This window comes from Trinickia sp. NRRL B-1857 (assembly GCF_050470685.1).
Classification (GTDB): Bacteria; Pseudomonadota; Gammaproteobacteria; order Burkholderiales; family Burkholderiaceae; genus Trinickia.
Genome location: NZ_JBFLUK010000001.1, coordinates 2399035 through 2425425 on the forward strand (window position 1 = coordinate 2399035; position 26391 = coordinate 2425425).

22 protein-coding genes are annotated in these 26391 nt (G+C 63.6%); 15 read left to right on the forward strand and 7 right to left on the reverse strand.

Translation table 11 applies throughout. The features are described 5' to 3' along the window. The first annotated feature begins 115 nt into the window (after window positions 1-115). Window positions 116-1897 carry a carboxylesterase/lipase family protein gene (locus tag AB1286_RS10695; protein WP_430363261.1) on the forward strand — a complete coding sequence of 594 codons (1782 nt, stop codon included), beginning with the start codon at window positions 116-118 and terminating at the stop codon, window positions 1895-1897. 44 nt (window positions 1898-1941) lie between these two features. Here the strand turns inward: AB1286_RS10695 and AB1286_RS10700 are convergent, their stop codons facing one another. Both AB1286_RS10700 and AB1286_RS10705 read right to left on the reverse strand, forming a co-directional pair. Continuing rightward, a complete protein-coding gene (locus tag AB1286_RS10700) occupies window positions 1942-2484 on the reverse strand; it encodes a response regulator transcription factor (RefSeq protein ID WP_430363262.1) in 543 nt (180 codons plus the stop codon). Beyond that, window positions 2481-3776, reverse strand: a complete 1296-nt coding sequence (locus tag AB1286_RS10705; RefSeq protein ID WP_430363263.1) for an ATP-binding protein — start codon at window positions 3774-3776, stop codon at window positions 2481-2483. The genes AB1286_RS10700 and AB1286_RS10705 overlap by 4 nt, the downstream gene beginning before the upstream one ends. A gap of 476 nt (window positions 3777-4252) precedes the next feature. Between AB1286_RS10705 and argB the strand changes: the two genes are divergently transcribed. From argB to AB1286_RS10750, 9 genes are all read left to right on the forward strand, one after another. Next, complete coding sequence (gene argB / locus AB1286_RS10710) at window positions 4253-5152, forward strand: acetylglutamate kinase (RefSeq protein ID WP_430363264.1); 900 nt, start codon at window positions 4253-4255, stop codon at window positions 5150-5152. Window positions 5153-5213: 61 nt separating this feature from the next. Further along, window positions 5214-5996, forward strand: coding sequence for a pyrimidine 5'-nucleotidase (locus AB1286_RS10715; RefSeq protein WP_430363265.1), 783 nt, complete (start codon window positions 5214-5216; stop codon window positions 5994-5996). Continuing rightward, complete coding sequence (gene slmA / locus AB1286_RS10720) at window positions 5963-6664, forward strand: nucleoid occlusion factor SlmA (protein WP_430363266.1); 702 nt, start codon at window positions 5963-5965, stop codon at window positions 6662-6664. Before AB1286_RS10715 ends, slmA begins: the two co-directional genes overlap by 34 nt. 119 nt (window positions 6665-6783) lie before the next feature. Next, a complete protein-coding gene (locus AB1286_RS10725; RefSeq protein WP_430363267.1) occupies window positions 6784-8178 on the forward strand; it encodes an ATP-dependent Clp protease proteolytic subunit in 1395 nt (464 codons plus the stop codon). Between the two features lie 248 nt (window positions 8179-8426). Further along, window positions 8427-9575: a homoserine O-succinyltransferase MetX gene (gene metX / locus AB1286_RS10730; protein WP_430363268.1), complete on the forward strand. Its 1149-nt coding sequence runs from the start codon at window positions 8427-8429 to the stop codon at window positions 9573-9575. Further along, complete coding sequence (metW, locus tag AB1286_RS10735) at window positions 9572-10201, forward strand: methionine biosynthesis protein MetW (protein WP_430363269.1); 630 nt, start codon at window positions 9572-9574, stop codon at window positions 10199-10201. Before metX ends, metW begins: the two co-directional genes overlap by 4 nt. Before the next feature lie 37 nt (window positions 10202-10238). Next, a complete protein-coding gene (locus AB1286_RS10740; RefSeq protein ID WP_430365035.1) occupies window positions 10239-11528 on the forward strand; it encodes an AmpG family muropeptide MFS transporter in 1290 nt (429 codons plus the stop codon). Beyond that, complete coding sequence (locus AB1286_RS10745) at window positions 11510-12436, forward strand: M48 family metallopeptidase (RefSeq protein ID WP_430363270.1); 927 nt, start codon at window positions 11510-11512, stop codon at window positions 12434-12436. The genes AB1286_RS10740 and AB1286_RS10745 overlap by 19 nt, the downstream gene beginning before the upstream one ends. A 354-nt stretch (window positions 12437-12790) precedes the next feature. Beyond that, window positions 12791-14470 (forward strand): carboxylesterase/lipase family protein, encoded by a 1680-nt coding sequence (locus AB1286_RS10750; protein ID WP_430363271.1) that lies wholly within the window; start codon window positions 12791-12793, stop codon window positions 14468-14470. A 36-nt stretch (window positions 14471-14506) separates the two neighbouring features. On the opposite strand, the gene AB1286_RS10755 is transcribed toward AB1286_RS10750, so the two are convergent. The 5 genes from AB1286_RS10755 to gatC form a co-directional block, all read right to left on the reverse strand. Then, on the reverse strand, window positions 14507-15283 hold the full coding sequence (locus AB1286_RS10755; RefSeq protein WP_430363272.1) for an exodeoxyribonuclease III: 777 nt from the start codon (window positions 15281-15283) through the stop codon (window positions 14507-14509). Window positions 15284-15356: 73 nt separating this feature from the next. Then, window positions 15357-16205, reverse strand: a complete 849-nt coding sequence (locus tag AB1286_RS10760) for a PPK2 family polyphosphate kinase (RefSeq protein ID WP_430363273.1) — start codon at window positions 16203-16205, stop codon at window positions 15357-15359. Between the two features lie 75 nt (window positions 16206-16280). Beyond that, window positions 16281-17756 (reverse strand): Asp-tRNA(Asn)/Glu-tRNA(Gln) amidotransferase subunit GatB, encoded by a 1476-nt coding sequence (gene gatB / locus AB1286_RS10765; RefSeq protein WP_430363274.1) that lies wholly within the window; start codon window positions 17754-17756, stop codon window positions 16281-16283. Continuing rightward, window positions 17753-19255 (reverse strand): Asp-tRNA(Asn)/Glu-tRNA(Gln) amidotransferase subunit GatA, encoded by a 1503-nt coding sequence (gene gatA / locus AB1286_RS10770; RefSeq protein ID WP_430363275.1) that lies wholly within the window; start codon window positions 19253-19255, stop codon window positions 17753-17755. Before gatA ends, gatB begins: the two co-directional genes overlap by 4 nt. 39 nt (window positions 19256-19294) lie before the next feature. Beyond that, window positions 19295-19594, reverse strand: a complete 300-nt coding sequence (gene gatC / locus AB1286_RS10775; protein ID WP_430363276.1) for an Asp-tRNA(Asn)/Glu-tRNA(Gln) amidotransferase subunit GatC — start codon at window positions 19592-19594, stop codon at window positions 19295-19297. Between the two features lie 382 nt (window positions 19595-19976). Between gatC and AB1286_RS10780 the strand changes: the two genes are divergently transcribed. The 5 genes from AB1286_RS10780 to rodA all read left to right on the forward strand — a co-directional run bounded on the left by AB1286_RS10780 (window position 19977) and on the right by rodA (window position 26389). Continuing rightward, a complete protein-coding gene (locus AB1286_RS10780) occupies window positions 19977-21020 on the forward strand; it encodes a rod shape-determining protein (RefSeq protein ID WP_017772379.1) in 1044 nt (347 codons plus the stop codon). A 101-nt stretch (window positions 21021-21121) separates the two neighbouring features. Further along, complete coding sequence (mreC, locus tag AB1286_RS10785) at window positions 21122-22225, forward strand: rod shape-determining protein MreC (protein ID WP_430363277.1); 1104 nt, start codon at window positions 21122-21124, stop codon at window positions 22223-22225. Beyond that, window positions 22225-22737: a rod shape-determining protein MreD gene (mreD, locus tag AB1286_RS10790; RefSeq protein WP_430363278.1), complete on the forward strand. Its 513-nt coding sequence runs from the start codon at window positions 22225-22227 to the stop codon at window positions 22735-22737. Before mreC ends, mreD begins: the two co-directional genes overlap by 1 nt. A 53-nt stretch (window positions 22738-22790) precedes the next feature. Next, window positions 22791-25229: a penicillin-binding protein 2 gene (mrdA, locus tag AB1286_RS10795; protein WP_430363279.1), complete on the forward strand. Its 2439-nt coding sequence runs from the start codon at window positions 22791-22793 to the stop codon at window positions 25227-25229. Between the two features lie 11 nt (window positions 25230-25240). Beyond that, window positions 25241-26389, forward strand: coding sequence for a rod shape-determining protein RodA (gene rodA / locus AB1286_RS10800; protein ID WP_430363280.1), 1149 nt, complete (start codon window positions 25241-25243; stop codon window positions 26387-26389). Window positions 26390-26391 lie beyond the last annotated feature (2 nt).

The window sequence follows — 26391 nt, forward strand, 5'->3', positions numbered from 1 at the left end:
TCGGTCGGAAACGGCACGCCCCGCGCCGCGCCGATTTGTACGACGTCAATGATCGAATCTCCTACCGCCACGGCGGGCCCATTGGACGAAAGTCCGGTCGAAAAGGAGGCAATTCGTGCAGACATCGTCGAATCACTCAGCAAAGTGCCATCTCGTTACAGCCATCGCCACGGCGACGGCTCTTTTATGCAGCACCGGCGCATCGGCCGTGCCGGCGAATGCCGCGCGAGCGGCGCTCGCGCCCCAAATCAAACTGACCGACGGCATCGTCGAAGGCCTGCAAATGCGCGGACAAAAGAAGGACGTGCGCGTCTTCCGAGGCATTCCCTATGCCGCGCCGCCCGTCGGCGAATACCGCTTTCGCGAACCGCAGCCTGTTGCTCGCTGGGCCGGCGTGCGGCAAGCGCGGCAGTTCGGGCCGCGCTGCATGCAGCCGGTTCCCGCCGACAAAAGCAATGCTCGCGCGAAGGAGATGAACGAGGACTGCCTGTATCTAAACGTCTGGGCTCCCACGCAGGCAGCAGATAAGAAGCTGCCCGTGCTGGTCTACTTCCACGGCGGCGGATTCACCGCGGGGGACGGCTCGGATCCGCGGTACGACGGCGCAAACCTCGCGGCGCGCGGTATCGTCATGGTGACGGTCAATTACCGGCTCGGCGTCTTCGGCTTTCTCGCCCCGCCCGAGGCCGCGCGCGAATCGTCGCATGGCACAGCCGGCAATTACGGGCTCCTCGATCAAGTCTCGGCCCTACGGTGGGTGCGAGACAATATCGCGCAGTTCGGCGGCGATCCGTCGAAGGTCACGATCGCCGGATCGTCGGCGGGGTCCATGTCCGTCAGCGCTCATATGGCCTCGCCGCTTTCGCGCGGGCTGTTCGCGGGCGCGATCGGCGAAAGCGGCGGCGCGTTCGCGCCCACCGCGTTTTGGACACGGCAGGAGGCGGAACATGCGGGTACCCGATTCGCGGCACGCGTCGGTGCGGCATCGCTACAGCAACTCCGGTCCCTCCCGGCACACGCGCTGCTCACGGCGGCGGGGCAATCGGGCCTCACGAAGGAATCCATCGCATTTTGGCCTAGCATCGACGGCCACTTTCTGACCGAGTCACCCGAGCAAGTCTTTACGAACGGGGGACAGGCGCAGGTCCCGCTGATGTTAGGATCGAATTCGCAAGAGCAGCCGTATACGGCGATCCTAGGCGACGCGGAGCCAACGCCGGAAAACTGGCGTCAAACGGTGAAAGCGAAATTCCCGGCGCATGCCGAGGAGGTGCTCGCACATTACCCCGGCAACGATGAGAACGAGGTCAAACACGCCGCCACGGCGCTGGCGAGCGACCTGTTCATCGGCCACGGGGTGTGGCGATGGATGGAGCGGCACCGCGAGACCGGGCGCTCGCCGGTTTTCTACTACCGCTACACTCAACCGCTGCCGCCCGAAGTCCAACGTGCCGGTCAGCCGCAGGACACCGATCCGCGCCTCGGGGCGAAACACAGCGCCCAAGTCCCTTATGCGCTCGGCAACTTGGATCACGTACGCCGGTACGCATGGACAGCCGCCGACTACGATGTATCGCGGATGTTCTCGAGTTACGTCGAGCAGTTCGTGAAGACGGGCAATCCTAGCGGGACGACGCCGATCGGTCAGGGCGCTTCCGTCGAGGGCGCGACAGCGCGCAGTGAGAGCTGGCTACCGCGCTGGCCGGCGCTCGTCGCCGAGAATCGAGGCATGCTCATGCAAACAATCGGCGAGCAAACGAGTTCGGTATGGGACCGCAGCGCGCCAAGGCATGGGCTGCTTCAGCGGCTCACGGCCGGCGGACAGTCGGCCGCTGTGACCGCTCCCGCATCCGCACAGGTCGATCTCGAGACGCCGGCGGAGCCGCCTGCTGAATAAGCGGCGCGAAAGCGCTGGGGTTCCGGCCGCTTAATGCGGCCGGATCACTGCTTCACCGGCCGCTTCGCCAGTTTTCTCTGCAACGTACGGCGATGCATGTTCAACGCGCGGGCGGTCGCCGAGATATTGCCCCCGTTTTCCGCCAGTGCGCGCTGGATGTGCTCCCACTCCAGCCGCGCCACCGACAGCAGTGTCGGATGCTCGATAGCCGCTTCGGCCTGCACGGCGCTCGCCTCGGTTTGCAGCGCGGCCAAGATCGACTCGACGTTCGCCGGTTTGGCGAGGTAGTTGTCGGCGCCGTCCTTCACCGCTTGCACCGCCGTTGCAATACTCGCGTAGCCGGTGAGCACCAGCATCCGCGCATCGGGCTGCAACTCGCGCAGCGGCGCGACGAGGCTCAGCCCCGAATCGCTACCCAAATGCAGATCGACCGTCAAGAAATCGAACCGATGTTGATTAGCCAGCGCGATCGCCTCTTCGGCGTTGTGCGCCTGGTGCGTGGTGAAGCCCCGGCGCGTCAGGCCGCGCGCCAAAATGCCCGAGAAAACCTCATCGTCGTCGATGACGAGAAATTGATTGCCGCTCATAGTTCGTTCTCCTTGGAGTTCAATGGTGTGGGCGCGGCACGCCGCGATTGCCCTTCTTCCTTCGCGGCCGGTACTCGCAGCACGGCACGTGTGCCGCGCGATTCCCCGTCGAGTAATTCGATCGATCCGTTCAGCCGCGAAGCTGCGGAAAATGCGAGATAAAGACCGACGCCGTGTCCGCCCTGCGTGCTGTCGACAGGCGCGGTGCCGAGCTTCGTGCGCAGCGCCGGCGAGATGCCCGGCCCCGAATCGCACACCTCGAATTCGATGAAACCGTCGGCCGCGGCAGCGGCCAACGTCACGTGATCGCAGCTCACGCGCGCCGCGTTATCGAGCAAGATCGTCAGGATCTGACCGACTGCGGCGGTTTCATCGAGCCATACGTCATCGGCGACCGTACCGAGCCGCACGAATTTCACGTGCGGATGACGCAGGCGCCACTGCTCGCAAAAACTCGTGAGCCAGTTGCCGAGCCGCTCGCGAGCGGGCGAAACCGATGCCCGCGACCGCAGCCGCGCGAGCGCCGAGGTACAAAGCGTCATCTGCTGCTCGAGCAACGCGAAATCGTCCGTGTACGGCGCGAGGCCCTCGTCATGCTTAGCCGCCTCGCGCAGCTCCTCGGTGACCATCGCGATCGTCGAAAGCGGCGTGCCCATTTCGTGCGCGACGGTGGCCGCCTGTACGCCGAGCGCAACGGCCCGCTCGTCACGCAACAGCCGTTGCTGCGCATCGCCGAGCGCGGCGTCGCGCTGGCGCAACGCCGCAGACATGCGCGCGACGAACCAGGCGATCAGCCCGACGCTCACCATGAAGTTCACCCACATCCCGGTTCGGTAGTAATCGAACACGTTGGCTGGGTTATCCATATTGAGCGGCACCGAATCGAAGCCGAGCGCGACGTAGCAACACATCGCGAAGATCGCGAGCCAGATCATGTGCCGCCACGGCAGCACGGCCGCCGCAATCGCGAGCGAGGGCAGATACAGTGAAACGAACGGGTTCGTCGTGCCGCCTGACAAAAATAGAAGCGCCGACAACGCCCCGAGATCGACCCATAGCTGGCCCAGCAATTCGAGATCGGTTTCGGGCCGCGAGCTCGAAACCCGAATCCAGGTCGCGGCGTTGAAGATCGCCTCGAGCGCGATGATGATCAACATGGCAGGCAACGGCAAATGCACGCCGAAGAACGTCTGCACGACGGCGATCGTCACGAGCTGCCCGATGATTGCCAGACAACGTAGCCAAAACAAGTGTCCGAGGTTCATTCGGCCGGTATTCGTAATACGGTGCATCGAAGTCTACTGTGTGGAGTTCTCGGGTTCGGCATCGGAACGGCCCGACGTGGTCCCATGGGCGGCCAGTTCATCGGCATAACAAGCCGGGCACAGGCATCCGCGCGCCCCGCTCTGCGCGCCCGCGCGCGGTAGCGCGGGCAGGCGCGCGCACCAGCAATCGAATGGGCGCGTCATGCTGCCGCAGTCGAACGCGCACCCGCAGCGCGTACAACTGGCCCTCGAATCGGGGGCGGGCGGGCAACTTTGAGCGGCCATCGGCGGTACCGTTAATATCGAACACGAAAAAATGTCGTAAAAACAACACGATGAGCCGATGATGCCAGCGTTCACGGCACGCCGCATGCATCTTTGTCAAAGAAACGGCGCGTCATACGCGCACTGCGACCAAAAACCGCGGCCGGGCGGCGCAGTCCTGTACAATTCCGCCTGTTTTCGCCTCCCCGTTTGAACCGTTGCCTGCCGAGCTTGCCGCCATGTCCGAGCCCATCGACCTCGCCCAGATCGCGCCTACGCTGAAAGCTGAAATTCTGGCCGAGGCATTGCCTTATATCCGCCAATACCATGGCAAAACCGTCGTCATCAAATACGGCGGCAATGCAATGACCGAGGAGCGCCTGAAACAAGGGTTCGCACGCGATGTGATCCTGCTCAAGCTCGTCGGCATCAACCCCGTCATCGTGCACGGCGGCGGCCCGCAAATCGATCAAGCGCTCAAGAAGATCGGCAAGCAGGGCACGTTCATCCAAGGCATGCGGGTGACGGACGAAGAAACGATGGAAGTCGTCGAGTGGGTGCTCGGCGGCGAAGTGCAGCAAGACATCGTCACGCTGATCAATCACTTCGGCGGTCACGCCGTCGGCTTGACCGGCAAGGACGGCGGCCTCATCCACGCGCGCAAGCTGATGATGCCCGACCGCGACAACCCGGGGCAGTACGTCGATATCGGCCAGGTCGGCGAAGTCGAATCGATCAATCCGGCCGTGGTCCGCGCGCTGCAAGACGACGCGTTCATTCCGGTGATCTCGCCGATCGGCTTCGGCGAAGACGGTCTGTCGTACAACATCAACGCCGATCTCGTCGCGGGCAAACTCGCCGTGGTCCTGAACGCGGAAAAGCTCGTCATGATGACGAACATCCCCGGCGTCATGGACAAGTCCGGCACTCTGCTGACCGATCTTTCCGCCCGCGAGATCGACGCGCTGTTCGAAGACGGCACGATCTCGGGCGGCATGCTGCCGAAAATCGCATCGGCGCTCGATGCCGCTAAGAGCGGCGTGCGCTCGGTTCACATCATCGACGGCCGCATCGAACACTCGGTGCTGCTCGAAATTCTGACCGAGCAGCCGTTCGGCACGATGATCCGCTCGCACTGAGCACGTACGCGTTCGGGCCGCGATGGCCTCGGCCCCGAACGCGACCATCGAATACCTGCCGATGCCCTCCTCGTTGCCTACCCCTCGACGTCCCCGAATGCGCTCGCGCGCCGGTGGGCCGGTATGGCTGTTCGATCTGGACAACACGCTGCACCATGCCTCGCACGCCATTTTTCCGGCGATCAACGAGGCCATGACGCGCTATATCGTCGATGCGCTTAGTGTCGACCGGACCGAGGCCGACCGGCTCAGGCTGCGCTACGGACGACGCTACGGCGCAACGCTGCTCGGGCTTACCCGTCATCATCCGATCGATCCGCACGATTTTTTGCGCGTCGTGCATACGTTCCCCGATTTGCCGGCGATGGTGCGCGCCGAGCGCGGCCTGGCCCGGCTCGTCGCGAGCCTGCCCGGGCGCAAATTGATTCTGACCAACGCGCCCGAAACCTACGCGCGGGCCGTGCTCGCGGAGCTCGGTATCGAGCGGCTGTTCGAGCGCGTGATCGCAATCGAACACATGCGCAGACGCGGATCGTGGCATGCCAAGCCGGATCTGCCGATGTTGCGCCGGGTCTTGCGCGAAGTGCGCGTGCCCATGGAGGACGCGATTCTCGTGGAAGATACGCGCTCGCATTTGAAGCGCTACAAGCGGCTTGGCATCCGCACCGTCTGGATCGTCGGGCACCTCCCGACGCCGGCACGCGCCGACGGAAAAATGGCCCGGTGGCCGGGTAGTGGTCGCCCCCACTATGTCGATCGACGCATTCGTTCGCTAAAATCGCTCCGACCGGGTCACGAAACGGGGCGCTCATGGAGCCGATTCGAGAGCAGGACGCGGAGTTAAACCGCGGCAGCGAGCCGAAAGACGCCGCGCGCGCACCGCGCATGAAGCCTGGCGAGCGGCGCGTGCATATTTTGCAAACGCTAGCGGCCATGCTCGAGTCTCCCAAGACCGAGAAGATCACCACCGCCGCGCTCGCGGCGCGCCTCGGCGTCTCCGAGGCGGCGTTGTACCGCCAGTTCGCAAGCAAGGCTCAAATGTTCGAGGCGCTCATCGAATTCATCGAGGCGACTTTCTTCGGACTGATCAACCAAATAGCGGAAAAAGAGCCGAACGGGGTGCGCCAAGCACGCGCGATCGGCATGATGCTACTCAATTTCGCGGCGAAAAATCCCGGCATGACGCGTGTGCTGACGGGCGAAGCGCTCGTGGGCGAGCACGCGCGGCTCGCCGAGCGCGTGAGCCAGGTACTCGAGCGCGTCGAAACGTCGGTCAAGCACAGTCTACGCATCGCGCTCATGGAGGCGAATCAGGCCGCGGCCGGGCACGAGCCCGATGGCTCAGCCGCCCCGCTACCGCCCGACTACGATCCCGCCATGCGGGCGAACTTGCTCGTCAGCTACGTCGTGGGCCGCTGGCACCGGTATGCGCGCAGCGGCTTCACCCGTACGCCCGCCGAGCATGCCGAGGCGCAATTGCATTTGATCCTGCACGTCTGCCCCCCGCTTTGACAGTCCGCTCGCGCGGGCGCTATGCTGCCGCGCATTGAGGGCCGCGCGGCAGCCGATTCGCGGGCATCCGGTAAGCGCCCGCGGTGAACGAAAAAAACGAACGAGAATCGGGGAACGTCATGCGGGGCGACAAATGGGTACGGGCGATGGCGCTCGTGAATGCGGCGGTACTGACGCTGGTCGCCATTGCGGCTTTGACCACCGCGGCGAAGCTGACCAGAGGCGTGGCAGGCGCTGCGCAAACCTTCGAAGGCGCACTCCTCGCCGCCGTACCTTTTGTGATGGCATGGCGCGGATTGGGCCGCAATGCGTCGCCGGGCCTGACGAATGCCGCTTGGGTCGTCAATCTGGCGACGGCCTTCCTGATGCTTGTCACGTTCGTCATCGGCGCTACGTTGAGTGGGCACGAGACCTTGGCGACTTTCCGCCCCGTTGCGCTCGGATTGCTTTTCGCCGTCAACGCCAAAGTACTCGCGCATAAGAAGGCCGAGCAGCGCAAGCGGCCTGCGCGAATCGAACCCGTCTGGGAAAACGCGAGCGAAGCCGCCGATGCGGCGGCCGGCTCGAACGCCGTCTTGACCGCCGCCCAAGAGCCGGAGCGTGCAAAACCGTCGAATTACTTCGTGCGCCACTGGCGCGGCGAACTGCCGTTGCCGGTGTCGTACTGGATCAACGGTGGCTTGCTGAGCGTCGCGTCGACGGCGATCATCGTCTCGATCAACGAGATCGAACAGCACAGTCTAGCTTCCTTGCGCCTCGTGGCATGGACGACGCTCGCGATATTGAGCGCCTCCGTTCTATCGTCGATCTGGTCGATGGTCGGCATATGGCGGTCTGCCGGACATCACGCCGCTCGGGGCGGCGCGAAGGGCTGGGCGTATGTCGCACGCTTCATGATCGTCCTCGGGATAGTGGGCGGCCTTTCGAATCTCGTGCGAACCGTGTTGCCCCAAATGCGCGTTTTCGGGCTCATCGCCATCGGCCAGGATCCCATCGGCCATTTTATCGTGAGCGTATCGCCCGACTCACGCTCGGTGATCGTGACCGGTACGTTGCGCGAGGGCTCGGCAGCCGCTATCACCCGCGTGATCGACGCCACGCCGACGGCGCAATGGCTCGTACTCAATTCGAATGGGGGCCGCGTGCTCGAGGCGCAGCAACTTGCGCGAACGGTGCGCGCACGCGGGCTCGACACCTATGTCGGAGGGCTATGCGCCAGCGCTTGCACCTTCGTCTATCTGGCAGGCAAAACACGAGCCGCATCCCCTTATGCACGTATCGGCTTTCATCAACCGACCTTCGTCGGACTCAATGCGCTGGGCCAGCAAAAGATCACGCAGGCCATGCTCGACGACTACCGCGCCGCGGGCCTACCTCCCGAGTTCATTCAGCGCATCGCCCAGACGCCGCCGAGCCAACTCTGGTATCCCCGGAGCGACGAGCTCCTCCATGCGAACGTCGTGACGGAGATACGGCGGCCTGTACGCGGCGGTCCCGTGTCGACGGGCCCATAGCGCGTTATCCGGTTTTCCGCTATGCTTTGCCGACTATTGCCTTAGGCGAGCCATGCTCCGGCGTTTGACCGGAAGCGAGGATCGCGCAAGGCGGCGCGCCGATTTGTCGACTCGATTGCGGGCGCGCGAACCCGAGCAAGTCTCGCCGGGTTCACTATAAATGCGGCTAAAGAGGTCGTCAGCCGCGCCCTGTCTCCCTCCCGCGCATTGCCGACACCGTTTAGCCGCCCTGTTAGAAGGCGGAATCCATGGAATCGATCGGCATCGTCGCTCCACAACGCATGCATTTTTCCGAGCCGCTCGCGCTTAGAAGCGGTGCATCGCTCGCAGGCTACGACCTCGTGGTCGAAACGTACGGCACGCTCAACGCGGAGCGTTCGAACGCCGTGCTCGTCTGCCACGCACTGAACGCGTCGCATCACGTTGCCGGCGTCTACGCGGACGAACCGAAAAACGTCGGCTGGTGGGACAACATGGTGGGGCCCGGCAAGCCGCTCGATACGAACCGCTTTTTCGTGATCGGCGTGAACAACCTCGGCTCGTGTTTCGGCTCGACGGGCCCGATGAGCCTCGATCCGGCCACCGGCAAGCCGTACGGCGCGCGTTTTCCGGTCGTGACCGTCGAAGATTGGGTCAATGCGCAGGCTCGCGTGGCGGACGCCTTCGGCATCGAACGCTTCGCCGCCGTCATGGGCGGCAGTCTCGGCGGCATGCAGGCCCTCGCCTGGAGCCTGATGTATCCGGACCGCCTCGGCCATTGCATCGTGATTGCGTCCACCCCCAAGCTCTCGGCGCAGAACATCGCGTTCAACGAGGTGGCGCGTTCGGCGATTCTCTCCGATCCCGATTTCCACGGCGGCGATTACTACGCGCACAACGTGAAGCCTCGGCGCGGACTGCGCGTGGCTCGCATGATCGGCCACATCACGTACTTGTCCGACGACGACATGGCCACCAAGTTCGGACGCGCTCTGCGCCGCCCAGCCGGCGGCGCAGACGACGACTATCGCTTCAGCTTCGACGTCGAATTCGAAGTCGAGTCGTACCTGCGCTATCAGGGCGACAAGTTCGCCGACTATTTCGACGCGAACACCTACCTTTTGATCACGCGCGCACTCGACTACTTCGATCCCGCGAAAGCGTTCGACGGAGACTTGACCGCCGCGCTCGCGCATACGCGTGCGCAGTACCTCGTGGCCAGCTTCACGACCGATTGGCGGTTCGCGCCGACGCGCTCGCGCGAACTCGTCAAGGCACTGCTCGATCATAAGCGGCGCGTCACGTATGCCGAAATCGACGCGCCGCACGGGCACGACGCCTTCTTGCTGGACGACGCGCGCTACCACAACGTGTTGCGCGCCTATTACGAACGCATTGCCGAGGAGGTCGGCGCATGAATCAAGCCGCTATCGATTCGCTCGCCACGCGGGCCGATTTCCGCGCGATCGCCCGCTGGGTGGAGCCCAATTCAACGGTGCTCGACCTCGGTTGCGGCGACGGCAGCTTGCTTGCCCTGCTGACCGAAGAACTCGGAGTGTCCGGCTACGGCATCGAGATCAACGATGCGGGCGTCCTCGCTTGCGTCAAGCAAGGCGTCAACGTCATTCAGCAAAACCTCGAGGACGGACTGCGCCTCTTCGAGGATGCGAGCTTCGATTTCGCGATCCTCTCGCAGACGCTACAGACGATCCACCAAACCGCCGCGATCCTTCGCGAAACCGCGCGCGTGGGCAAGGAGTGCATCGTCTCTTTCCCGAACTTCGGCTACTGGCCGCATCGGCTGTCGGTGCTTCAAGGCCGCATGCCGGTGTCGAAGTCGCTGCCCTATCAATGGCACAACACGCCGAACGTCCGGGTACTGACGATCAAGGACTTCGAAGCGCTGGCCCCCGAGGTCGGTATCGAGATTCTGGATCGCGTGGTGCTGCACGGCGGGCGCGTGGTCCGCTGGGGCGCGAACTGGCGTGGTAGTCTTGCGGTCTACCGTGTCAGGCGCGGCCCGAACGGAGCCGCCACCGCCTGAACGGACCGCATCGAAGAGGCTGACCATCAAACGAGAGATCGACCCGTCCCCGCCACACGAAAGCGCCGCGTTGAGCGCTCACGAAACGCGCCCCAAGTGGGGCGATTTCGTGAATCGGCACATGCTGATTTGCGTCTTTCTTGGCTTCACGTCGGGATTGCCGCTGTTCACGCTCGTTTATCTCGTGCAGGCTTGGTTGCGCTCGGAAGGCGTCAATCTCAAGGAAATCGGCCTATTCGCGCTGATCCAATTTCCGTACACCTGGAAGTTCGTCTGGGCGCCGCTCATGGATCGCTACGTGCCTCGGCTGCCGTTTTGGCGCCCCGGGCGCCGCCGCGGCTGGATGCTCGCCACGCAGTTGCTCGTAGCCGGCGCGATCGCCTCGCTCGGGTTCGTCTCGCCGCGCGACGCGATTTGGACCGTCGCTGCGCTCACCGCGCTCGTCGCGTTCTTCGGTGCGAGCCAAGATATCGTCATCGACGCCTACCGGCGCGAGTTGCTGACCGACACCGAGCAAGGGCTCGGCAATGCGGTACACGTGAACGCGTACAAAATCGCGGCGCTTATTCCCGGTTCGCTTTCGCTGATTTTGTCGGATCATCTGCCTTGGACGGCCGTGTTCGCCGTCACGGCCGCGTTCATGCTGCCGGGCATGGTGCTCACCCTCGTCGTGCGCGAGCCTGAAGTCCATGGCGCCCCGCCGAAGAATCTACGCGAGGCGATCGTCTCGCCGCTGGCCGAGTTCGTGACGCGAGACGGGCTGGCCGCCGCCGCACTCGTGCTCTCGTTCATCTTTCTCTACAAGCTCGGCGACACGATGGCGACCACGTTGTCGACTTCGTTTTTCCTCGACCTCGGCTTCGACAAGACTCAGATCGGCGTGATCGCAAAGACGACTGCGTTGTGGGCCAGTCTCGCGGGCGGTATCGTCGGCGGCGCGTGGCTCGTGAAGATCGGCATCGCGCGCGGGCTCTGGATCTTTGGCATCGTCCAGATTCTGTCGACGCTCGGCTTCGCCTGGCTCGCGAAGATCGGTCCTTCGCCGGCGGCGCTCGCGCTGATCTACGGCTTCGAGACGTTCGCCACCGGGCTCACGCTGGCAGCCTTCACCGCCTACATCGCGAGCACGACTGATCCCCGTTACACCGCCACTCAGTTCGCGCTGTTCACGAGCTTGGCCTCGGTGCCGCGCACGCTGGCCTCGGCCGCAAGCGGCTTTGTGGTCGCGAAGATCGGCTGGTTCGACTACTTTCTCGTTTGCGCCGCACTCGCGGCGCCCGGCATGTTGCTGTTGCCGAGGATCGCGCCATGGAGTCAACGCAGTTAGCCGCGAAGGCACGTTGCCCTCGCTGGCCGATGTTGGGCGTTGCGGCCGTCGTCCTTTGGTGCTGTCGGCCCGGGCCTAGCTGGTCCGCGACGGAAGCGGCCGATACGGCGACCGCCTCGATTGCAGCCGACGCGCCGCACGCGTCGGTCGGCTTCGGCGCAGCACGTCCGTTCCGCAATGCATTGCCGCCCCCTGTCGTCGAGGCGCAATCGCAAGCCGAATACGATCGAGTCCTCACCCGGGCCCGCGCGGCCGGCCTTCTATTGCCCGACGACGACGCGCGCGTGATGAGGCTACGGGCGCTGCTTGCCAAGCTCTCGCCGTTCGCGGCGAAATGGAGCGATCGCGCCAAAAATTGGCAATGGGAAATCAGCGTCGTTCGATCGAACGACGCCCGCATGGTCAGTCTTCCAAGCGGCAAGCTCATCGTCTACAGCGCGCTCACGCAGCATATCCGGCTTACCGACGACGAACTCGCGATGTTGTTCGGCCACGAGATGGCCCACGCGCTGCGCGAGCAAGTGCGCGAAGAGCTTGGCGAGCAGAGCGCGCCGTTCGGCTCGGTAGCGCTCTCGCGGCTATTCGGGGTGACCGAATTCGGCAACGCCTCGGCACCGGCGCCCGCCGCCCCGCTGACGGGCATCGAATTCGACGCGATCGACGAAACGGAAGCCGACGTCATCGGTACCGACATCGCCGCGCGCGCCGGCTTCGATCCGCGCGCCGCAATCGCGCTGTGGGACAAGCTGGCGCTCGCCGCCCGCGGCGGCGGAACCGGTAGCTTCATGGCAATGCACCCTTACACCACCGCCAGACGTCAAGACCTCGTCAAGCGGCTACCCGATATGCTCGCGTTATATACCAAGGCGCGGGCAGTCGCGGGCGCGCGGATTCGTATCTCGCATTAATGGCGGAAACAAAAACCCATTGCATCCCTCATCGCACCCGCTGCATTGCGAGATAGCCGAAACATCAAAGCCTTACACCTTCGCTATTCGTAATGAATCATTGTTCTCACGATAATTCCGTCCGTCTTATTTGAAGGAATTACGTCGATTACCGGCAAGTTCTACAAGACAATGCTTCTCACGCCGCCGCGCAATAACGCGTCGCCGCTCAGGATCGATGCATATCGACATCGCTCCGCATAACTCCAATTCAGCTTCAATCTCATTACGCCATTTAATCATGGCGTCGATGATTCCTTCGCGTCTTCAATGCGAATTGCGGTCCCGCTCATTAATTTACGAATCGAGAGGATCATGATGAAGACTCAATTTTCGGTAATACAACACCTTCCTTTGTTGCGCGCTTCGCGTCACCGCGCCGCGGTCGCGCTGGTCGCCGCCACGCTCGGTGTCCTCGCCCCCAACCCCCTGCGCGCGTCGACGAATCAACCGGCGACACGCGTCGATTTACGTGCCGGGGCAATACAGGGTGTCAAGACCGTGATCAACGATGTTGGGGTGCTCAGCTTCCACGGGATTCCCTATGCCGCGCCGCCCGTCGGCGATCTTCGCTGGAAGCCGCCGCAGCCGGTCGCGGCCTGGGCCGGCGTGCGCGACGCGTCTCGGTTCGGCGCACGCTGTATGCAATTACCGCTCTTTCCGACGGAATTTCGCACACGCGAAATGAGCGAGGATTGCCTTTTTTTAAACGTCTGGAAGCCGGCTCAATCGGCCGGCGAGAAACTGCCGGTGCTCGTGTATTTCTACGGCGGCGGCTTCGCCGCGGGAGACAGCTCCGAGCCGCGCTACGACGGCGGGGCCCTTGCCTCACGGGGTATGGTGACGGTCACGGTCAATTACCGGCTCGGCGTATTCGGTTTCCTGGCGATGCCGGAAATGGCGCGCGAATCTCCCAATGGCGCTGCCGGCAATTACGGCCTGCTCGATCAACACGCGGCGCTGCGTTGGGTACGCGAGAACATCGAGAAATTCGGCGGGGATCCCGATAAGGTCACGATCGGCGGCGAATCGGCGGGCTCAGTGGCCGTCAGCGCGCATTTGGCCTCGCCCGTGTCGGAAGGGCTATTCGCTCGCGCCATCGGCCAAAGCGGCGCCGGTTTCGGTCCATTGACGATTTGGTCGCGCGAAGACGCGACGACGGCGGCAGAAGCCTTCCAACGCAAGATGAACGGCGCATCGCTCAGCGAGTTGCGCAAGGTTCCCGCCCAAACCCTGTTGGATTCCACCGGCCCCAAGGACAAACCGGACTTCCTTTTTTGGCCGACCGTCGACGGTCACTTTCTGACTCGCTCGCTCGAGGACACCTATAAGGCGGGCTCACAGGCGCGCGTGCCGTTGCTCGTCGGCAGCAATTCGCACGAGGCGCCTCACACGATGATCCTCGACGCCCAGCCGCCCACGCCGCAGAACTGGCGAAACGTGCTAAAGCGCGTATTCGGACCGTTCGCGACCGATGTCCTTGCACTGTACCCCGGCAACGACGACGACGAGGTGCGACGTTCGGCGACCTCGTTGGCCAGCGACATCTTCATTAGCCACGCCACTCGCCGCTGGGTGGATGCGCATAGAGAGACGAGCGGTGCACCCGTGTACTTCTATCTTTATACGCACAAGCGTCCGCATAAACGCAATCCGGAACCGGGACAGTTGCCCGAGGACGGGGCGGTGCATAGCAGCGAGATCAAATACGCGTTGGGCACGCTTGGGCTATCGAATCGATTCGTCTGGCGACCGGAAGACCATGCCGTCTCGCGTATCTTTTCAGGCTACGTTGAGCACTTCGTGAAGACCGGCTCGCCGAACGACCCTTCGTTACCCGCGTGGCCCGCTTCACGCGAGGAACAAGGCGGCCTGCTGCGCCAGCAAATCGCCGTGGATACGAAGACGATCACCGATCTCGACACGCCGCGGCACGCGTTCCTGCGCCAGTATTACGCGGAAAATCCGCTGCTGCCCGAACATCGCCGCCGCTAGCGGCGCGCTTCGTCCCGTCGCGGCGGTCGCGATCGATCACTTGACCGTGTGTTCGTAGTCGACCGTCAGCGGCGCGTGATCGCTGAACTTGATGTCTCGGAAAATCGACGTGGCCTTGGCGGTGTCGGCAATACCGGGCGTCGCAATCTGATAATCGATACGCCACCCGACGTTCTTCGCGTACGCTTGGCCGCGGTTGCTCCACCAGGTGTATTGCTCGGGACGCGAATCGAGCCGGCGAAACACGTCGACATAGCCCACCTCGTCGAACAGCTTCGTCAACCAGGCGCGTTCTTCGGGCAGGCAGCCCGAATTCTTCTGATTGCTCTTCCAATTCTTGATGTCGATTTCTTTATGGACGATGTTCACGTCGCCGCAGACGATCACTTCGCGCTCGGCGCGCAGCGCGGCCAGATGCGGCATGAACTCGTCCATGAAGCGGAACTTGGCTTGCTGCCGCTCCTCGCCGCTCGAGCCTGACGGCACGTAGACCGAGATCACGGAAAGGTTGCCGAAACGCGCCTCGACATAACGGCCTTCGGGATCGAACTCCTCGCTTCCGAAGCCGATGACGACATCGTCGGGTTCATGCCGCGTATAAAGCCCCGCGCCGCTATAGCCTTTTTTCACCGCATGTTGAAAGTACCCCGTGAAGCCGTGCGGCGCGAGGAACTCGGGCGTCATATCGTCTTGCGAGCATTTGACTTCCTGCACGCAGACGATGTCCGCACTTTGCTTCCCGAACCACTCGAAGAAGCCTTTCTTGGCCGCCGAACGGATGCCGTTCAAGTTGGCCGAAATCACTCGCAGCATGGTCGTCCTTGTTCTGTTCTACTGGATTGAGGTATGGCGGATTGGCTGCACGGTCGCGTGCAGCGACACGGCTTCATTTGATCGTGATGCCTTGCAGCGATGCCTTCGCGGGCGGGTATTCGAGATTCAAGCCCTCGAACAGCCGCAACAGCAACGCGGCGACCATCACGTTGCGATGCGACTTCGAATCGGCCGGAATGACGTACCACGGCGCGCGCTCGGTCGACGTCGCCGCCAATGCTTGCGCATAGGCGGATTGATAGGCGTCCCAATGCTCGCGGGCCTCGAGATCGGCGAGATCGAACTTCCAGTGCTTCGTATCGTCGTCGACCCGCGCTTGCAAGCGTTCGCGCTGCTGATCCTTCGAGATGTGCAAGAAACACTTGAGGATAGCCGTGCCGGAATCGGCGAGCAGCGTCTCGAAGTGCCGGATATGGGCGTAGCGGCAATCGAGTTCGGCGTGGGTCAGCTCGCCCCGAATGCGAGGGACGAGCACATCTTCGTAATGGCTACGGTTGAAGATCGTCAACTCGCCGGCCGCCGGCGCCTGACGATGCACGCGCCACAGAAAATCGTGAGCGGCTTCCTCGGGTGTGGGTGCGCGAAAGGTCGCGATGCGCAAGCCGAGCGGATCGACCTCATGAAAAACGGCGCGAATCGTGCCGTCCTTGCCGCTCGTATCCATCCCCTGCAAGACGAGCAAGACACGCTCGCGACGCTGGGCATGCAAACGCTCCTGCATCTCGTCGAGCTTGACGGCATAGCCCGCCAAACGCTCACGGTCGGCTTGCTTCGAACCTGCCGAGAAGGGCTTCACGCCCGGATCGAAATCGGCAAGCGAGAAGGTCTTTTCTGCTTTTTCTGCTTTGTCTCCGTCGTAAAACGGGACTCGAAAGTCGTCCAATCGCGCGCGCTTGCCCATGCCCTCTTATGCCTTCTTGGTTGGTCAGACCGGGCCGGCGCTCGCAGCGCCGGCCAACCGCCTTCGTTCGTCCGCTCAGGACAGCTTCTTCTTGAGCAATTCGTTGACCTGCTGAGGATTGGCCTTGCCCTTCGTTGCCTTCATGGCTTGGCCGATCAGTGCGTTGAACGCTTTTTCCTTGCCCGCGCGGAATTCTTCGACCGATTTCTGGTTGGCGGCCAGTACCTCGTCGATGATCGCTTCCAATGCGCCCGTATCGGAAATCTGCTTCAAGCCCTTCGCTTCGATGATGCGATCGGCCGCGCCCTCGTCGCCGGCCTTTTCCTCCCAGATCGCCAGGAAGATTTCCTTCGCGATCTTGTTCGAAATCGTACCGTCGGCAATCCGCTGCAACACAAGCGCGAGTTGCGCGGCGGAGACGGGGCAGGCATCGATCTCGAGGCCGTCTCGATTGAGCTGCGACGACACTTCGCCCATCAGCCAGTTCGCGGCGCTCTTCGCCTGCGACGGCCCCGCCTTCGCGACGACGGCCTCGAAGTAACCGGCCATCGCCTTGCTCGAGGTCAACACGGCCGCATCGTAAGGCGTCACGCCGTATTGCTCGGCGAAGCGCTGCTGCATGGCCGCCGGCAACTCGGGCATCTCGCCCTTCACCCGCTCGATCCATGCCGCGTCGATGACGAGCGGCATCAGGTCCGGGTCGGGGAAGTAACGGTAATCGTGCGCGTCTTCCTTGCTGCGCATCGAACGCGTTTCGCGGCGATCGGGATCGTAAAGACGCGTTTCCTGCACCACGGTGCCGCCGTCTTCGATCAACTCGATCTGACGGCGCACTTCGTACTGAATCGCCTCTTCGAGAAAGCGGAACGAGTTCAGGTTCTTGATCTCGGCACGCGTGCCGAACGCTTCTTGGCCCTTGGGGCGCACCGAAACGTTCGCATCGCAGCGGAACGAGCCTTCCTGCATGTTGCCGTCGCAGATGCCGAGCCATACGACGAGCGCGTGCAGCGACTTGGCATAGGCGACGGCCTCGGCGGCGCTACGCATCTCGGGTTCGGTGACGATTTCGAGCAGCGGCGTACCGGCGCGATTCAGGTCGATTCCCGTCATGCCGGCGAAGTCTTCGTGCAGCGACTTGCCCGCGTCTTCCTCGAGGTGCGCGCGCGTCAAGCGAATCGTCTTCTCGTAGGCGGCAATGCCGGCCTTTTCGTTGGCGGGCACCTGAATCGTGACAGTGCCGCCTTGCACGACCGGAATCTCGTACTGGCTGATCTGGTAGCCCTTCGGAAGATCCGGATAGAAGTAGTTCTTGCGCGCGAAAATGCTGCGCGGCGCGACCGTGGCGCCGATCGCGAGGCCGAAGCGAATCGCGCGTTCCACGGCTCCGCGATTGGCGACGGGCAGCACACCCGGCAATGCCAGGTCGACCGGGCACGCTTGCGTATTCGGGGCTGCGCCGAAACGCGTCGATGCACCCGAGAAGATTTTCGAGACGGTCGACAGTTGCGCATGCGTCTCAAGACCGATGACGACTTCCCACTCCATGTTCATGCCTCCCGCGAAGCCGCTTGCGGCGCTTGGCGTTGCCAGTCGGTCGCGCGTTGGAACGCGTCGGCGATTTGCAGCATACGGGCCTCGTCGAAATAATTGCCGATGATTTGCAGGCCGACCGGGCGGCCCGCGTTCGCGCCCGTGCCGAAGCCGCACGGCACGCTCATGCCGGGCAGGCCGGCCAAGCTGACCGAAAGCGTGTAAATGTCAGCCAAATACATTTGCACGGGATCGTCGCCCTTGGCGCCGATATCCCACGCGACGGAAGGCGCCACGGGACCCATGATGAAGTCGCACTCTTTGAACGCTTCCTGGAAGTCCTGCGCGATGATGCGCCGGATTTTCTGAGCTTGCAGGTAGTAAGCGTCGTAGTAGCCGTGCGAGAGGACATAGGTGCCGACGAGAATCCGGCGCTTGACCTCGGGGCCGAAGCCTTGCGCGCGCGACTTCTTGTACATGTCGAGCAGATCGCGATACTCGCTAGCGCGATGGCCGTAGCGCACGCCGTCGAAACGCGAGAGGTTCGAGGAGGCCTCGGCCGGGGCAATCACGTAGTACACGGGGATCGAAAGCTCGGTCTTCGGCAGCGACACGGGCACGAGCGTGGCGCCGAGCGCCTCGTATTGCGCGAGCGCGGCGTCCACGGCCGCGCGCACGTCTTGCGCCAAGCCCTCGCCGAAGTACTCCTTGGGCAAGCCGATGCGCATGCCTGTAAGCGGCCGGCCGGCCGGGGCGCCGGCCGAGAACGGTTGTCCGATCAGACGCGTGTAGTCTTCGTCGGGGCGTTGCAGGCTCGTCGAGTCGCGCTCGTCGAAGCCGGCCATCGCGCCGAGCAGCAGCGCGCAATCGGCGGCGCTGCGCGCGATCGGACCGCCTTGATCGAGCGACGAGGCGAACGCGATCATCCCATAGCGCGAAACGCGCCCATAGGTGGGCTTGATGCCCGTCACACCCGAGAACGATGCGGGCTGGCGAATCGAACCGCCGGTATCGGTGGCCGTCGCCGCCGGGGCGAGGCGCGCGGCCACGGCAGCGGCCGAGCCGCCCGACGAACCGCCCGGCACCGCGCGCTCGTCCCACGGATTGCGCACTGCGCCGAATGCGGAGTTCTCGTTGGACGAACCCATCGCGAACTCGTCCATATTCGTTTTGCCGAGCGTCACCATGCCGGCGCGCGCGAGGCGCTCGACGACAGTGGCGTCGAACGGACTTTCGTAGCCCGCGAGCATTTTAGAGCCGGCCGTCGAATGCCAGCCGCGCGTGACGAACACGTCCTTGTGCGCAACGGGCACACCCGTGAGCGGGCCGCCTTCGCCGCGCGCAAGCCGCGCATCGGCTTCGCGCGCTTGGGCGAGCGTGAGCTCCGGGTCGACTTCGATGAAGGCGTTCAGTTCGCGCGCCGCGTCGATGCGCTGAAGATAGAGCTGCGCGAGCTCAACGGCGGACGTCGCGCGGCTTGCGAGCGCGCTCGCAAGCTCGCTCAAACTTTTCTCGTACATATTGGTTCTTTCCGTAGATCCTGCAAGCCCGAAGGGCGGTTACTCGATCACCTTCGGGACCAGATACAGTCCCTCTTGTACGGCGGGCGCGCAACGCTGAGCGGCATCGCGATCGACCGTTTCGGTGACGGCATCCTCGCGCAAACGCAGCGCGACGTCCTCGATCTGTTCGATCGGGTGCGCGAGCGGCGCGATGCCGGAGGTATCGACGGCCTGCATCCGCTCGACGAGCCCGAAAAACTCGTTGAGTTGAGCGAGGGTGTGCTCGCAGTCGGCATCGGCCAATTCGAGCCGCGCGAGATGGGCGATGCGTTTCACATCGGTCAGGGTCAAAGCCATGTGTTCCACCGGAAACGAGGACTTCAGCGCAACGCGGAAAAAACGTCTGTTGCGCCAGTGGTTTAGGGCGTCGGATCGTGCCCTCGACGAGGGGGCCGGGAACGGCAAAAAGGACCGCCCGTTTACTACAAATAGGTCGAAATTATAAGGTATCATTACGCGTTCGAACCAAACCCGGACCGGCCCCGCCTCTGGCCACTCGGCGCCTCAACAATAAGCCGCCGCCTCGCGAGCCGCGGCCTCCGGTCGAATTCATTGCAGCTTCGCGCTCGCGTGGCGGCGCTCGAACGGCAGCCGCCCAGACCCGAAGCTTTTATTTTTTTCCGCCGCCGCGCGGCGCCATCACGGCGAAGCCCGGCCTCTCCCGCGAGACAGGAATTTCATGTTCGGCTTTTTGCGCAGCTACTTCTCCAACGACCTTGCGATCGACCTCGGCACCGCCAATACGCTGATCTATATGCGCGGCAAAGGCATCGTCCTTGACGAGCCGTCCGTGGTCTCGATCCGCCAGGAAGGCGGCCCCAACGGTAAGAAAACCATTCAAGCGGTCGGCCGCGAAGCAAAACAAATGCTCGGCAAGGTGCCGGGTAACATCGAAGCGATCCGTCCGATGAAAGACGGCGTCATTGCCGATTTCACGGTCACCGAGCAGATGATCAAGCAGTTCATCAAAACGGCCCACGAATCGCGCATGTTTTCGCCCTCGCCGCGCATCATCATCTGCGTGCCCTGCGGTTCGACGCAAGTCGAGCGCCGCGCGATCAAGGAAGCGGCACATGGCGCCGGCGCCTCGCAGGTCTATCTGATCGAAGAGCCGATGGCGGCCGCGATCGGCGCGGGCCTGCCCGTGTCGGAAGCGACGGGTTCGATGGTCGTCGATATCGGCGGCGGCACGACGGAAGTCGGCGTGATCTCGCTGGGCGGCATCGTTTATAAGGGCTCGGTTCGCGTCGGCGGCGATAAGTTCGACGAAGCGATCGTCAACTACATTCGCCGCAACTACGGCATGTTGATCGGCGAGCAAACGGCCGAAGCCATCAAGAAGGAAATCGGCTCCGCGTTCCCGGGCTCCGAAGTCAAGGAAATGGAAGTCAAGGGGCGCAATCTGTCGGAAGGTATCCCGCGCAGCTTCACGATTTCGAGCAACGAAATTCTCGAAGCGCTGACCGATCCGCTCAACCAAATCGTCTCCTCGGTCAAGATCGCCCTCGAGCAAACGCCGCCGGAACTCGGTGCCGATATCGCCGAGCGCGGCATGATGCTCACGGGCGGCGGCGCGCTGCTGCGCGATCTCGATCGTCTGCTCGCCGAGGAAACGGGCCTGCCCGTGCTCGTCGCCGAGGATCCGCTCACGTGCGTCGTGCGCGGATCCGGCATGGCGCTCGAGCGCATGGACAAGCTCGGCAGCATCTTCTCGTACGAGTGACGTTGCAGGCATATTCGGCGCGCACGCCTCGCTCCCCATGGATCGAGCGTTGATGCGCGCCGCGTCAATCCCCGCCAACGTTCACGCTTTCGGCGTCGACCATGGAATACAGTCCGCCGCCTCTATTTAAGCAAGGTCCGTCCGCGCTCGCGCGGCTCATCTTCTTCGTCGTCCTCTCGCTGGTGCTGCTGGTTTCCGATGCACGCTTCAAGACGCTCGAAGTCGTGCGCGCCGTGCTCGATGCGGGGCTCTACCCGTTGCAGCGCGTCGCGCTCTTGCCGCGCGACCTCGTCCTCGGCGCGGCGCAGTTCGCCGTCGCCAACAACACGCTGCGGCGGGACAACCAAACGCTCGCCACCAAGAATCTTCAGCTTTCGCTGCAAGCGAACCAAGTGGCGACCCTCGCGGCTGAAAACGCCCATCTGCGCGCGCTGCTCAGCCTCTCGCGCAATGTCGCGACCCAATCGATCCCCGCCGATGTGCAATACGGCATGCGCGATCCGTTCACGCAAAAGGTCGTGATCGGCCGCGGCTCGCAGCAAGGCGTGCAAAACGGCTCGCCCGTCGTCAGCGAGGACGGCATGATCGGGCAGGTCACGCGCGTGTTCCCGATGCAATCCGAGGTCACGCTGCTGACCGACAAGGACCAAGCCGTACCGGTCGAGGTCGTGCGCACGGGATTGCGCAGCGTCGTCTACGGCACGGCGGCGGGCGATACGCTCGAGTTGCGGTTCGTCCCCATCAGCGCCGACGTGGTCGCCGGCGACGAACTCGTGACGAGCGGGCTCGACGGCGTTTATCCCGAAGGCTTGCCTGTCGCTAAGGTCGTGCGGGTCGACAAGCAAGCCGATACGGCATTCGCGCGCGTCGTATGCGCACCGGTCGCGGCGGTGCGCGGTGCACGCGATGTGCTCGTGCTGCACTATCAAAGCGACGTGCCGCCGCGCCCAGAGGTGCCCGAGGCGACATCGACGGGAAAAGACGCTAAGGGTAAAAAAGCCGCGAAGGCCGCCGAGAAAGGGGCTGAAAAGCCGGCGGGCAAAGCGGCGAAGGCGGAAGACAAAGCCGGCGAGCCGAAGCCCGAAGACAAAAAGGCGACCGACAAGGCCGAGAGCAAGCCGGCCGATCAGCGCGCCGCGCCGGCAAAGGCCGACGCCCAAGCCCACAGCGCGACTGCCGCGCGCGCCGCCTCGGGAGCCCATTGATGAATCGTCCGCAGTACATCCTGCTGCCGGTCAATCCGTACTTCATCGCGTTCAGCCTCGCCGCGGCGTTTTTGCTGAACCTCATGCCGTGGGGCCGCTTGATCGGCATCCCCGATTTCGTCGCGCTCGTCCTGCTGTTTTGGAACGTCCATCAGCCGCGCAAAGTCGGCATGGGTATCGCGTTCTTTCTAGGGCTCTTGATGGACGTGCACGATGCAAGCCTGCTCGGCGAGCACGCGCTCGCCTACACGTTGCTTTCATACGGCGCCATCACGATCCACCGGCGCGTCCTCTGGATGCCGCGCGGCCTACAAGTTTTCGCGGTCGCGCCGCTGCTCGTCGTCGCGCAACTCGTACCGTTCGTCACCCGGTTGCTGACCGGCGCCGGATTTCCCGGCTGGGGTCAACTCGTGCACGGTTTCGTCGAAGCCGCGCTATGGCCCCTCGCCTGTTCGCTGCTTCTGATGCCGCAGCGCCGCCCGGCCGATCCGGACGACACGCGGCCCATTTAAGCGCCTGAGAGCCGACCCGAGCGCTCGTTCGTGAGCGCGTTTCGCACAGAAGCATGACGGAATTCAAAAACACTCAGCAGCAGCTCTCGAAGTTTCGCTTCCGCGTGGCGGCGGCGGGCCTGTTCGTGCTCGCCTGCTTCGGGCTGTTGATCGTGCGCTTTCTGTTCCTACAGGTTTGGCATTACAGCAAGTATTCGCTGCAAGCCGAGGAAAACCGCATTTCCGTTGCGCCGATCGTGCCCAATCGCGGCATCATCACCGATCGCAACGGCGTCGTGCTCGCGCGCAACTACTCCGCCTATACGCTCGAAATCACGCCCTCGAAGCTGAACGACACGCTCGATCACGTCATCGACCAACTCTCGGGCGTCGTCGAAATCGATGCGCGAGATCGCCGCCGTTTCAAAAAGCTGCTCGAGGATTCGAAGAATTTCGAAAGCCTGCCGATCCGCACGCGGCTGACCGACGAGGAAGTCGCGCGCTTCACGGCGCAGCGGTTCCGCTTCCCCGGCGTGGACGTGCGCGCGCGGCTGTTCCGCCAATACCCGCTCGGCACCACGGCCGCGCACGTGATCGGCTATATCGGCCGCATTTCTCAGCGCGATCAGGAGAAGATCGACGCTGCCAGCGAACAGAACGACAGCGATCCCGACCATTACGATCCGCGGCTCGATGCGAACAACTACAAGGGCACCGATTACATCGGCAAGATCGGCGTCGAGCAAAGTTACGAAGCCGAATTGCACGGCTTGACCGGTTTCGAGGAAGTCGAAGTCACGGCCGGCGGCCGCCCCGTGCGCACGCTCTCGCGCACGCAGGCGACGCCGGGCAACAATCTCGTGCTCTCGCTCGATATCGGCTTGCAAGAGGTGGCCGAGCAGGCGTTCGCGGGCAAGCGCGGCGCGCTCGTCGCGATCGAGCCGGCGACGGGCGACGTGCTCGCATTCGTCTCGGCGCCGAGTTTCGATCCGAATGCGTTCGTCGACGGAATCGACCAGCAGACCTGGGACGAGCTGAATAATTCGCCCGATCACCCGCTCCTGAATCGTCCGCTGCACAGCGCCTATCCTCCGGGCTCCACCTACAAACCGTTCATGGCGCTCGCGGCGCTTACCTTGCACAAGCGCACGCCCGAATGGGGTTTTCACGATCCCGGCTTCTACCAGTTCGGCGGGCACACGTTCCGCAACGACGTCCCGCAAGGCCAGGGCTGGATCGACATGAACCGCGCGATCATGGTGTCGAACGACACCTATTTCTACATGCTCGCGCATGACCTCGGCGTGGACGCGATCGCCAAGTTCATGAAGCCTTGGGGTTTCGGGCAGATCACGGGCATCGACATCACGGGCGAGGCGCGCGGCATCTTGCCGTCGACCGATTGGAAACGGAAAGCCTACCGCAAGCCCGAGCAGCAGCGCTGGTACGAAGGCGAGACGATCAGTCTCGGTATCGGCCAGGGCTACAACTCGTTCACGATGCTGCAACTCGCGCACGCCACGGCGACACTCGCGAATGACGGCACGATCATGCGGCCCCACCTCGTGAAGGAAATCGAAAATCCGATCACGCGCGATATGCGCCTCACGGTGCCGCACGAGAGCGGGCGCATCGACGTCAGCCAAGCCGACATCGACGTCGTCAAACGCGGCATGGAAGCGGTGACCGACAATCCCTCCGGCACAGGCTACGAAGTGTTCCGCAACGCGCCTTATCTCGTGGCGGGCAAAACCGGGACGGCCCAGGTCTATTCGCTGCAAGGCGCGAAGTATCACGGAGGATCGATTCCCGAACGCTTGCGCGACCACTCGCTATTCATCGCATTCGCGCCGGCCGACCATCCGACGATCGCCGTGGCTTGTATCGTCGAAAATGGCGGCTGGGGTGCCAGCGCCGCAGGCCCGATCGTGCGCCGCGTCCTCGACTACTACCAGTTGCAACGCGGCAAGCCGGGCGTGCTGCAAGCGGCCGTCGCGCAAGCGGCTTCGGCCACGCAGGCGATCGCGGGCCCCGTGATCGGCGCATCCGATACCGAGGACGGCACCGCCGCTCCCGTGAAGGTTGCGGCCGGATTCAAACCGCTACCGGTCCCGGCCGTGTCGGCTCAAGCGCCGCGCGACGCGTCGGCGCCGTTGATCGCATCGGACGTCATCGGCGCAGCGCCGGCGGCATCGGTGCCCGCCGCTGCGGTAAGCGCGCCGGACAAAGACGCGGCCGTAAAGACCGACGGCGGCACCGCGGAAAAACCGAGCACGGCCGCCAGCGCGGCCAGCACGACGGTGTCGGTATCGGCAGTCGAAGCGATGCGCCGCTTGCGAAGCGGGCCGGCCTCGGGAACGACGGGCCGCCAACCGCCCCCGGCGCCGAGAAAGCGGCGCGCACCGCGGCCCGACGCTGCCGCCAGCGACGCCGTGGCGCCGCGCGAAACGGCCAGCGAAACAGGCAGCGATGCGGCGGCCCCCGCGCCGGCCGCATCCGGCACCAACGAATAACGGAGAGAGGCATGCCCTTCGACAAGCGCGCCTGGCTCGAACGCTTCAAGAAAATGTTTTTCGGATTCGATCGTCCGCTCGCGCTGACGGTCTTCTTGCTGCTGTGCGTCGGTATCGTCACGCTGTACAGCGCAAGCATCGACGTGCCCGGGCGCGTCGAGGATCAACTGCGCAACATCTTGCTGACGTTCGTGCTGATGTGGGTGCTGGCCACCATTCCGCCGCAGACGCTGATGCGCTTTGCGGTCCCGCTCTATACGTTCGGGGTGGCGCTGCTCGTCGCCGTGGCGATTTTCGGCATCACAAAGAAGGGGGCCAAGCGCTGGATTAACGTGGGCGTCGTCATCCAGCCCTCCGAGATCTTGAAGATCGCGACGCCGCTGATGCTGGCGTGGTACTACCAGCGCCGCGAAAGCTCGATCCGATGGTACGACTTCGTCGCCGGCTTCGCGATCTTGCTCATACCCGTGGGACTGATCGCGAAACAGCCCGATCTCGGCACGGCCGTGCTCGTGTTCGCCTCGGGGCTATTCGTCATCTATTTCGCCGGCCTCTCGTTCAAGTTGATCGTGCCCGTGCTCGTCGCCGCCATCATCGGCATCGGCCTCGTCGCGACGTTCCAGGACAAGATCTGCCAGCCGCAGGTGCAATGGCCGTTGATGCACGACTACCAGAAGCATCGCATCTGCACGTTGCTCGATCCGACATCCGATCCGCTCGGCAAGGGCTTCCATACGATCCAGGCCGTGATCGCGATCGGCTCGGGCGGCCCACTCGGCAAGGGCTGGCTCAAGGGAACGCAGGCGCACCTCGACTTCATCCCCGAAAAGCATACCGACTTCATTTTTGCGGTCTTCTCGGAGGAATTCGGCCTTGCCGGCGAGCTTGTATTGCTTACGCTCTATACGGCGCTGATCGCACGCGGGTTGTACATCGCGGCCAACGGCGCGACGCTCTTCGGCCGGCTGCTTGCCGGATCGCTAACGATGGCGTTTTTCACGTACGCGTTCGTCAATGTCGGCATGGTGAGCGGGGTGTTGCCCGTCGTCGGCGTGCCGCTTCCCTTCATGAGCTACGGCGGCACGGCGCTCACGACGCTCGGGATCGCCGTCGGCCTCATCATGAGCGTCGGTCGTCAAAAGCGTTTGATGAAAAGTTGAGC

Excerpts from the sequence above, each read along its gene's own strand:
- AB1286_RS10700 (WP_430363262.1), bottom strand. The coding sequence starts at position 2,484 with ATGAGCGGCAATCAATTTCTCGTCATCGACGACGATGAGGTTTTCTCG.
- AB1286_RS10705 (WP_430363263.1), bottom strand. The coding sequence starts at position 3,776 with ATGCACCGTATTACGAATACCGGCCGAATGAACCTCGGACACTTGTTT.
- argB (WP_430363264.1), top strand. The coding sequence starts at position 4,253 with ATGTCCGAGCCCATCGACCTCGCCCAGATCGCGCCTACGCTGAAAGCT.
- AB1286_RS10715 (WP_430363265.1), top strand. The coding sequence starts at position 5,214 with ATGCCCTCCTCGTTGCCTACCCCTCGACGTCCCCGAATGCGCTCGCGC.
- slmA (WP_430363266.1), top strand. The coding sequence starts at position 5,963 with ATGGAGCCGATTCGAGAGCAGGACGCGGAGTTAAACCGCGGCAGCGAG.
- AB1286_RS10725 (WP_430363267.1), top strand. The coding sequence starts at position 6,784 with ATGCGGGGCGACAAATGGGTACGGGCGATGGCGCTCGTGAATGCGGCG.
- metX (WP_430363268.1), top strand. The coding sequence starts at position 8,427 with ATGGAATCGATCGGCATCGTCGCTCCACAACGCATGCATTTTTCCGAG.
- metW (WP_430363269.1), top strand. The coding sequence starts at position 9,572 with ATGAATCAAGCCGCTATCGATTCGCTCGCCACGCGGGCCGATTTCCGC.
- AB1286_RS10745 (WP_430363270.1), top strand. The coding sequence starts at position 11,510 with ATGGAGTCAACGCAGTTAGCCGCGAAGGCACGTTGCCCTCGCTGGCCG.
- AB1286_RS10750 (WP_430363271.1), top strand. The coding sequence starts at position 12,791 with ATGATGAAGACTCAATTTTCGGTAATACAACACCTTCCTTTGTTGCGC.
- AB1286_RS10755 (WP_430363272.1), bottom strand. The coding sequence starts at position 15,283 with ATGCTGCGAGTGATTTCGGCCAACTTGAACGGCATCCGTTCGGCGGCC.
- AB1286_RS10760 (WP_430363273.1), bottom strand. The coding sequence starts at position 16,205 with ATGGGCAAGCGCGCGCGATTGGACGACTTTCGAGTCCCGTTTTACGAC.
- gatB (WP_430363274.1), bottom strand. The coding sequence starts at position 17,756 with ATGAACATGGAGTGGGAAGTCGTCATCGGTCTTGAGACGCATGCGCAA.
- gatA (WP_430363275.1), bottom strand. The coding sequence starts at position 19,255 with ATGTACGAGAAAAGTTTGAGCGAGCTTGCGAGCGCGCTCGCAAGCCGC.
- gatC (WP_430363276.1), bottom strand. The coding sequence starts at position 19,594 with ATGGCTTTGACCCTGACCGATGTGAAACGCATCGCCCATCTCGCGCGG.
- AB1286_RS10780 (WP_017772379.1), top strand. The coding sequence starts at position 19,977 with ATGTTCGGCTTTTTGCGCAGCTACTTCTCCAACGACCTTGCGATCGAC.
- mreC (WP_430363277.1), top strand. The coding sequence starts at position 21,122 with ATGGAATACAGTCCGCCGCCTCTATTTAAGCAAGGTCCGTCCGCGCTC.
- mreD (WP_430363278.1), top strand. The coding sequence starts at position 22,225 with ATGAATCGTCCGCAGTACATCCTGCTGCCGGTCAATCCGTACTTCATC.
- mrdA (WP_430363279.1), top strand. The coding sequence starts at position 22,791 with ATGACGGAATTCAAAAACACTCAGCAGCAGCTCTCGAAGTTTCGCTTC.
- rodA (WP_430363280.1), top strand. The coding sequence starts at position 25,241 with ATGCCCTTCGACAAGCGCGCCTGGCTCGAACGCTTCAAGAAAATGTTT.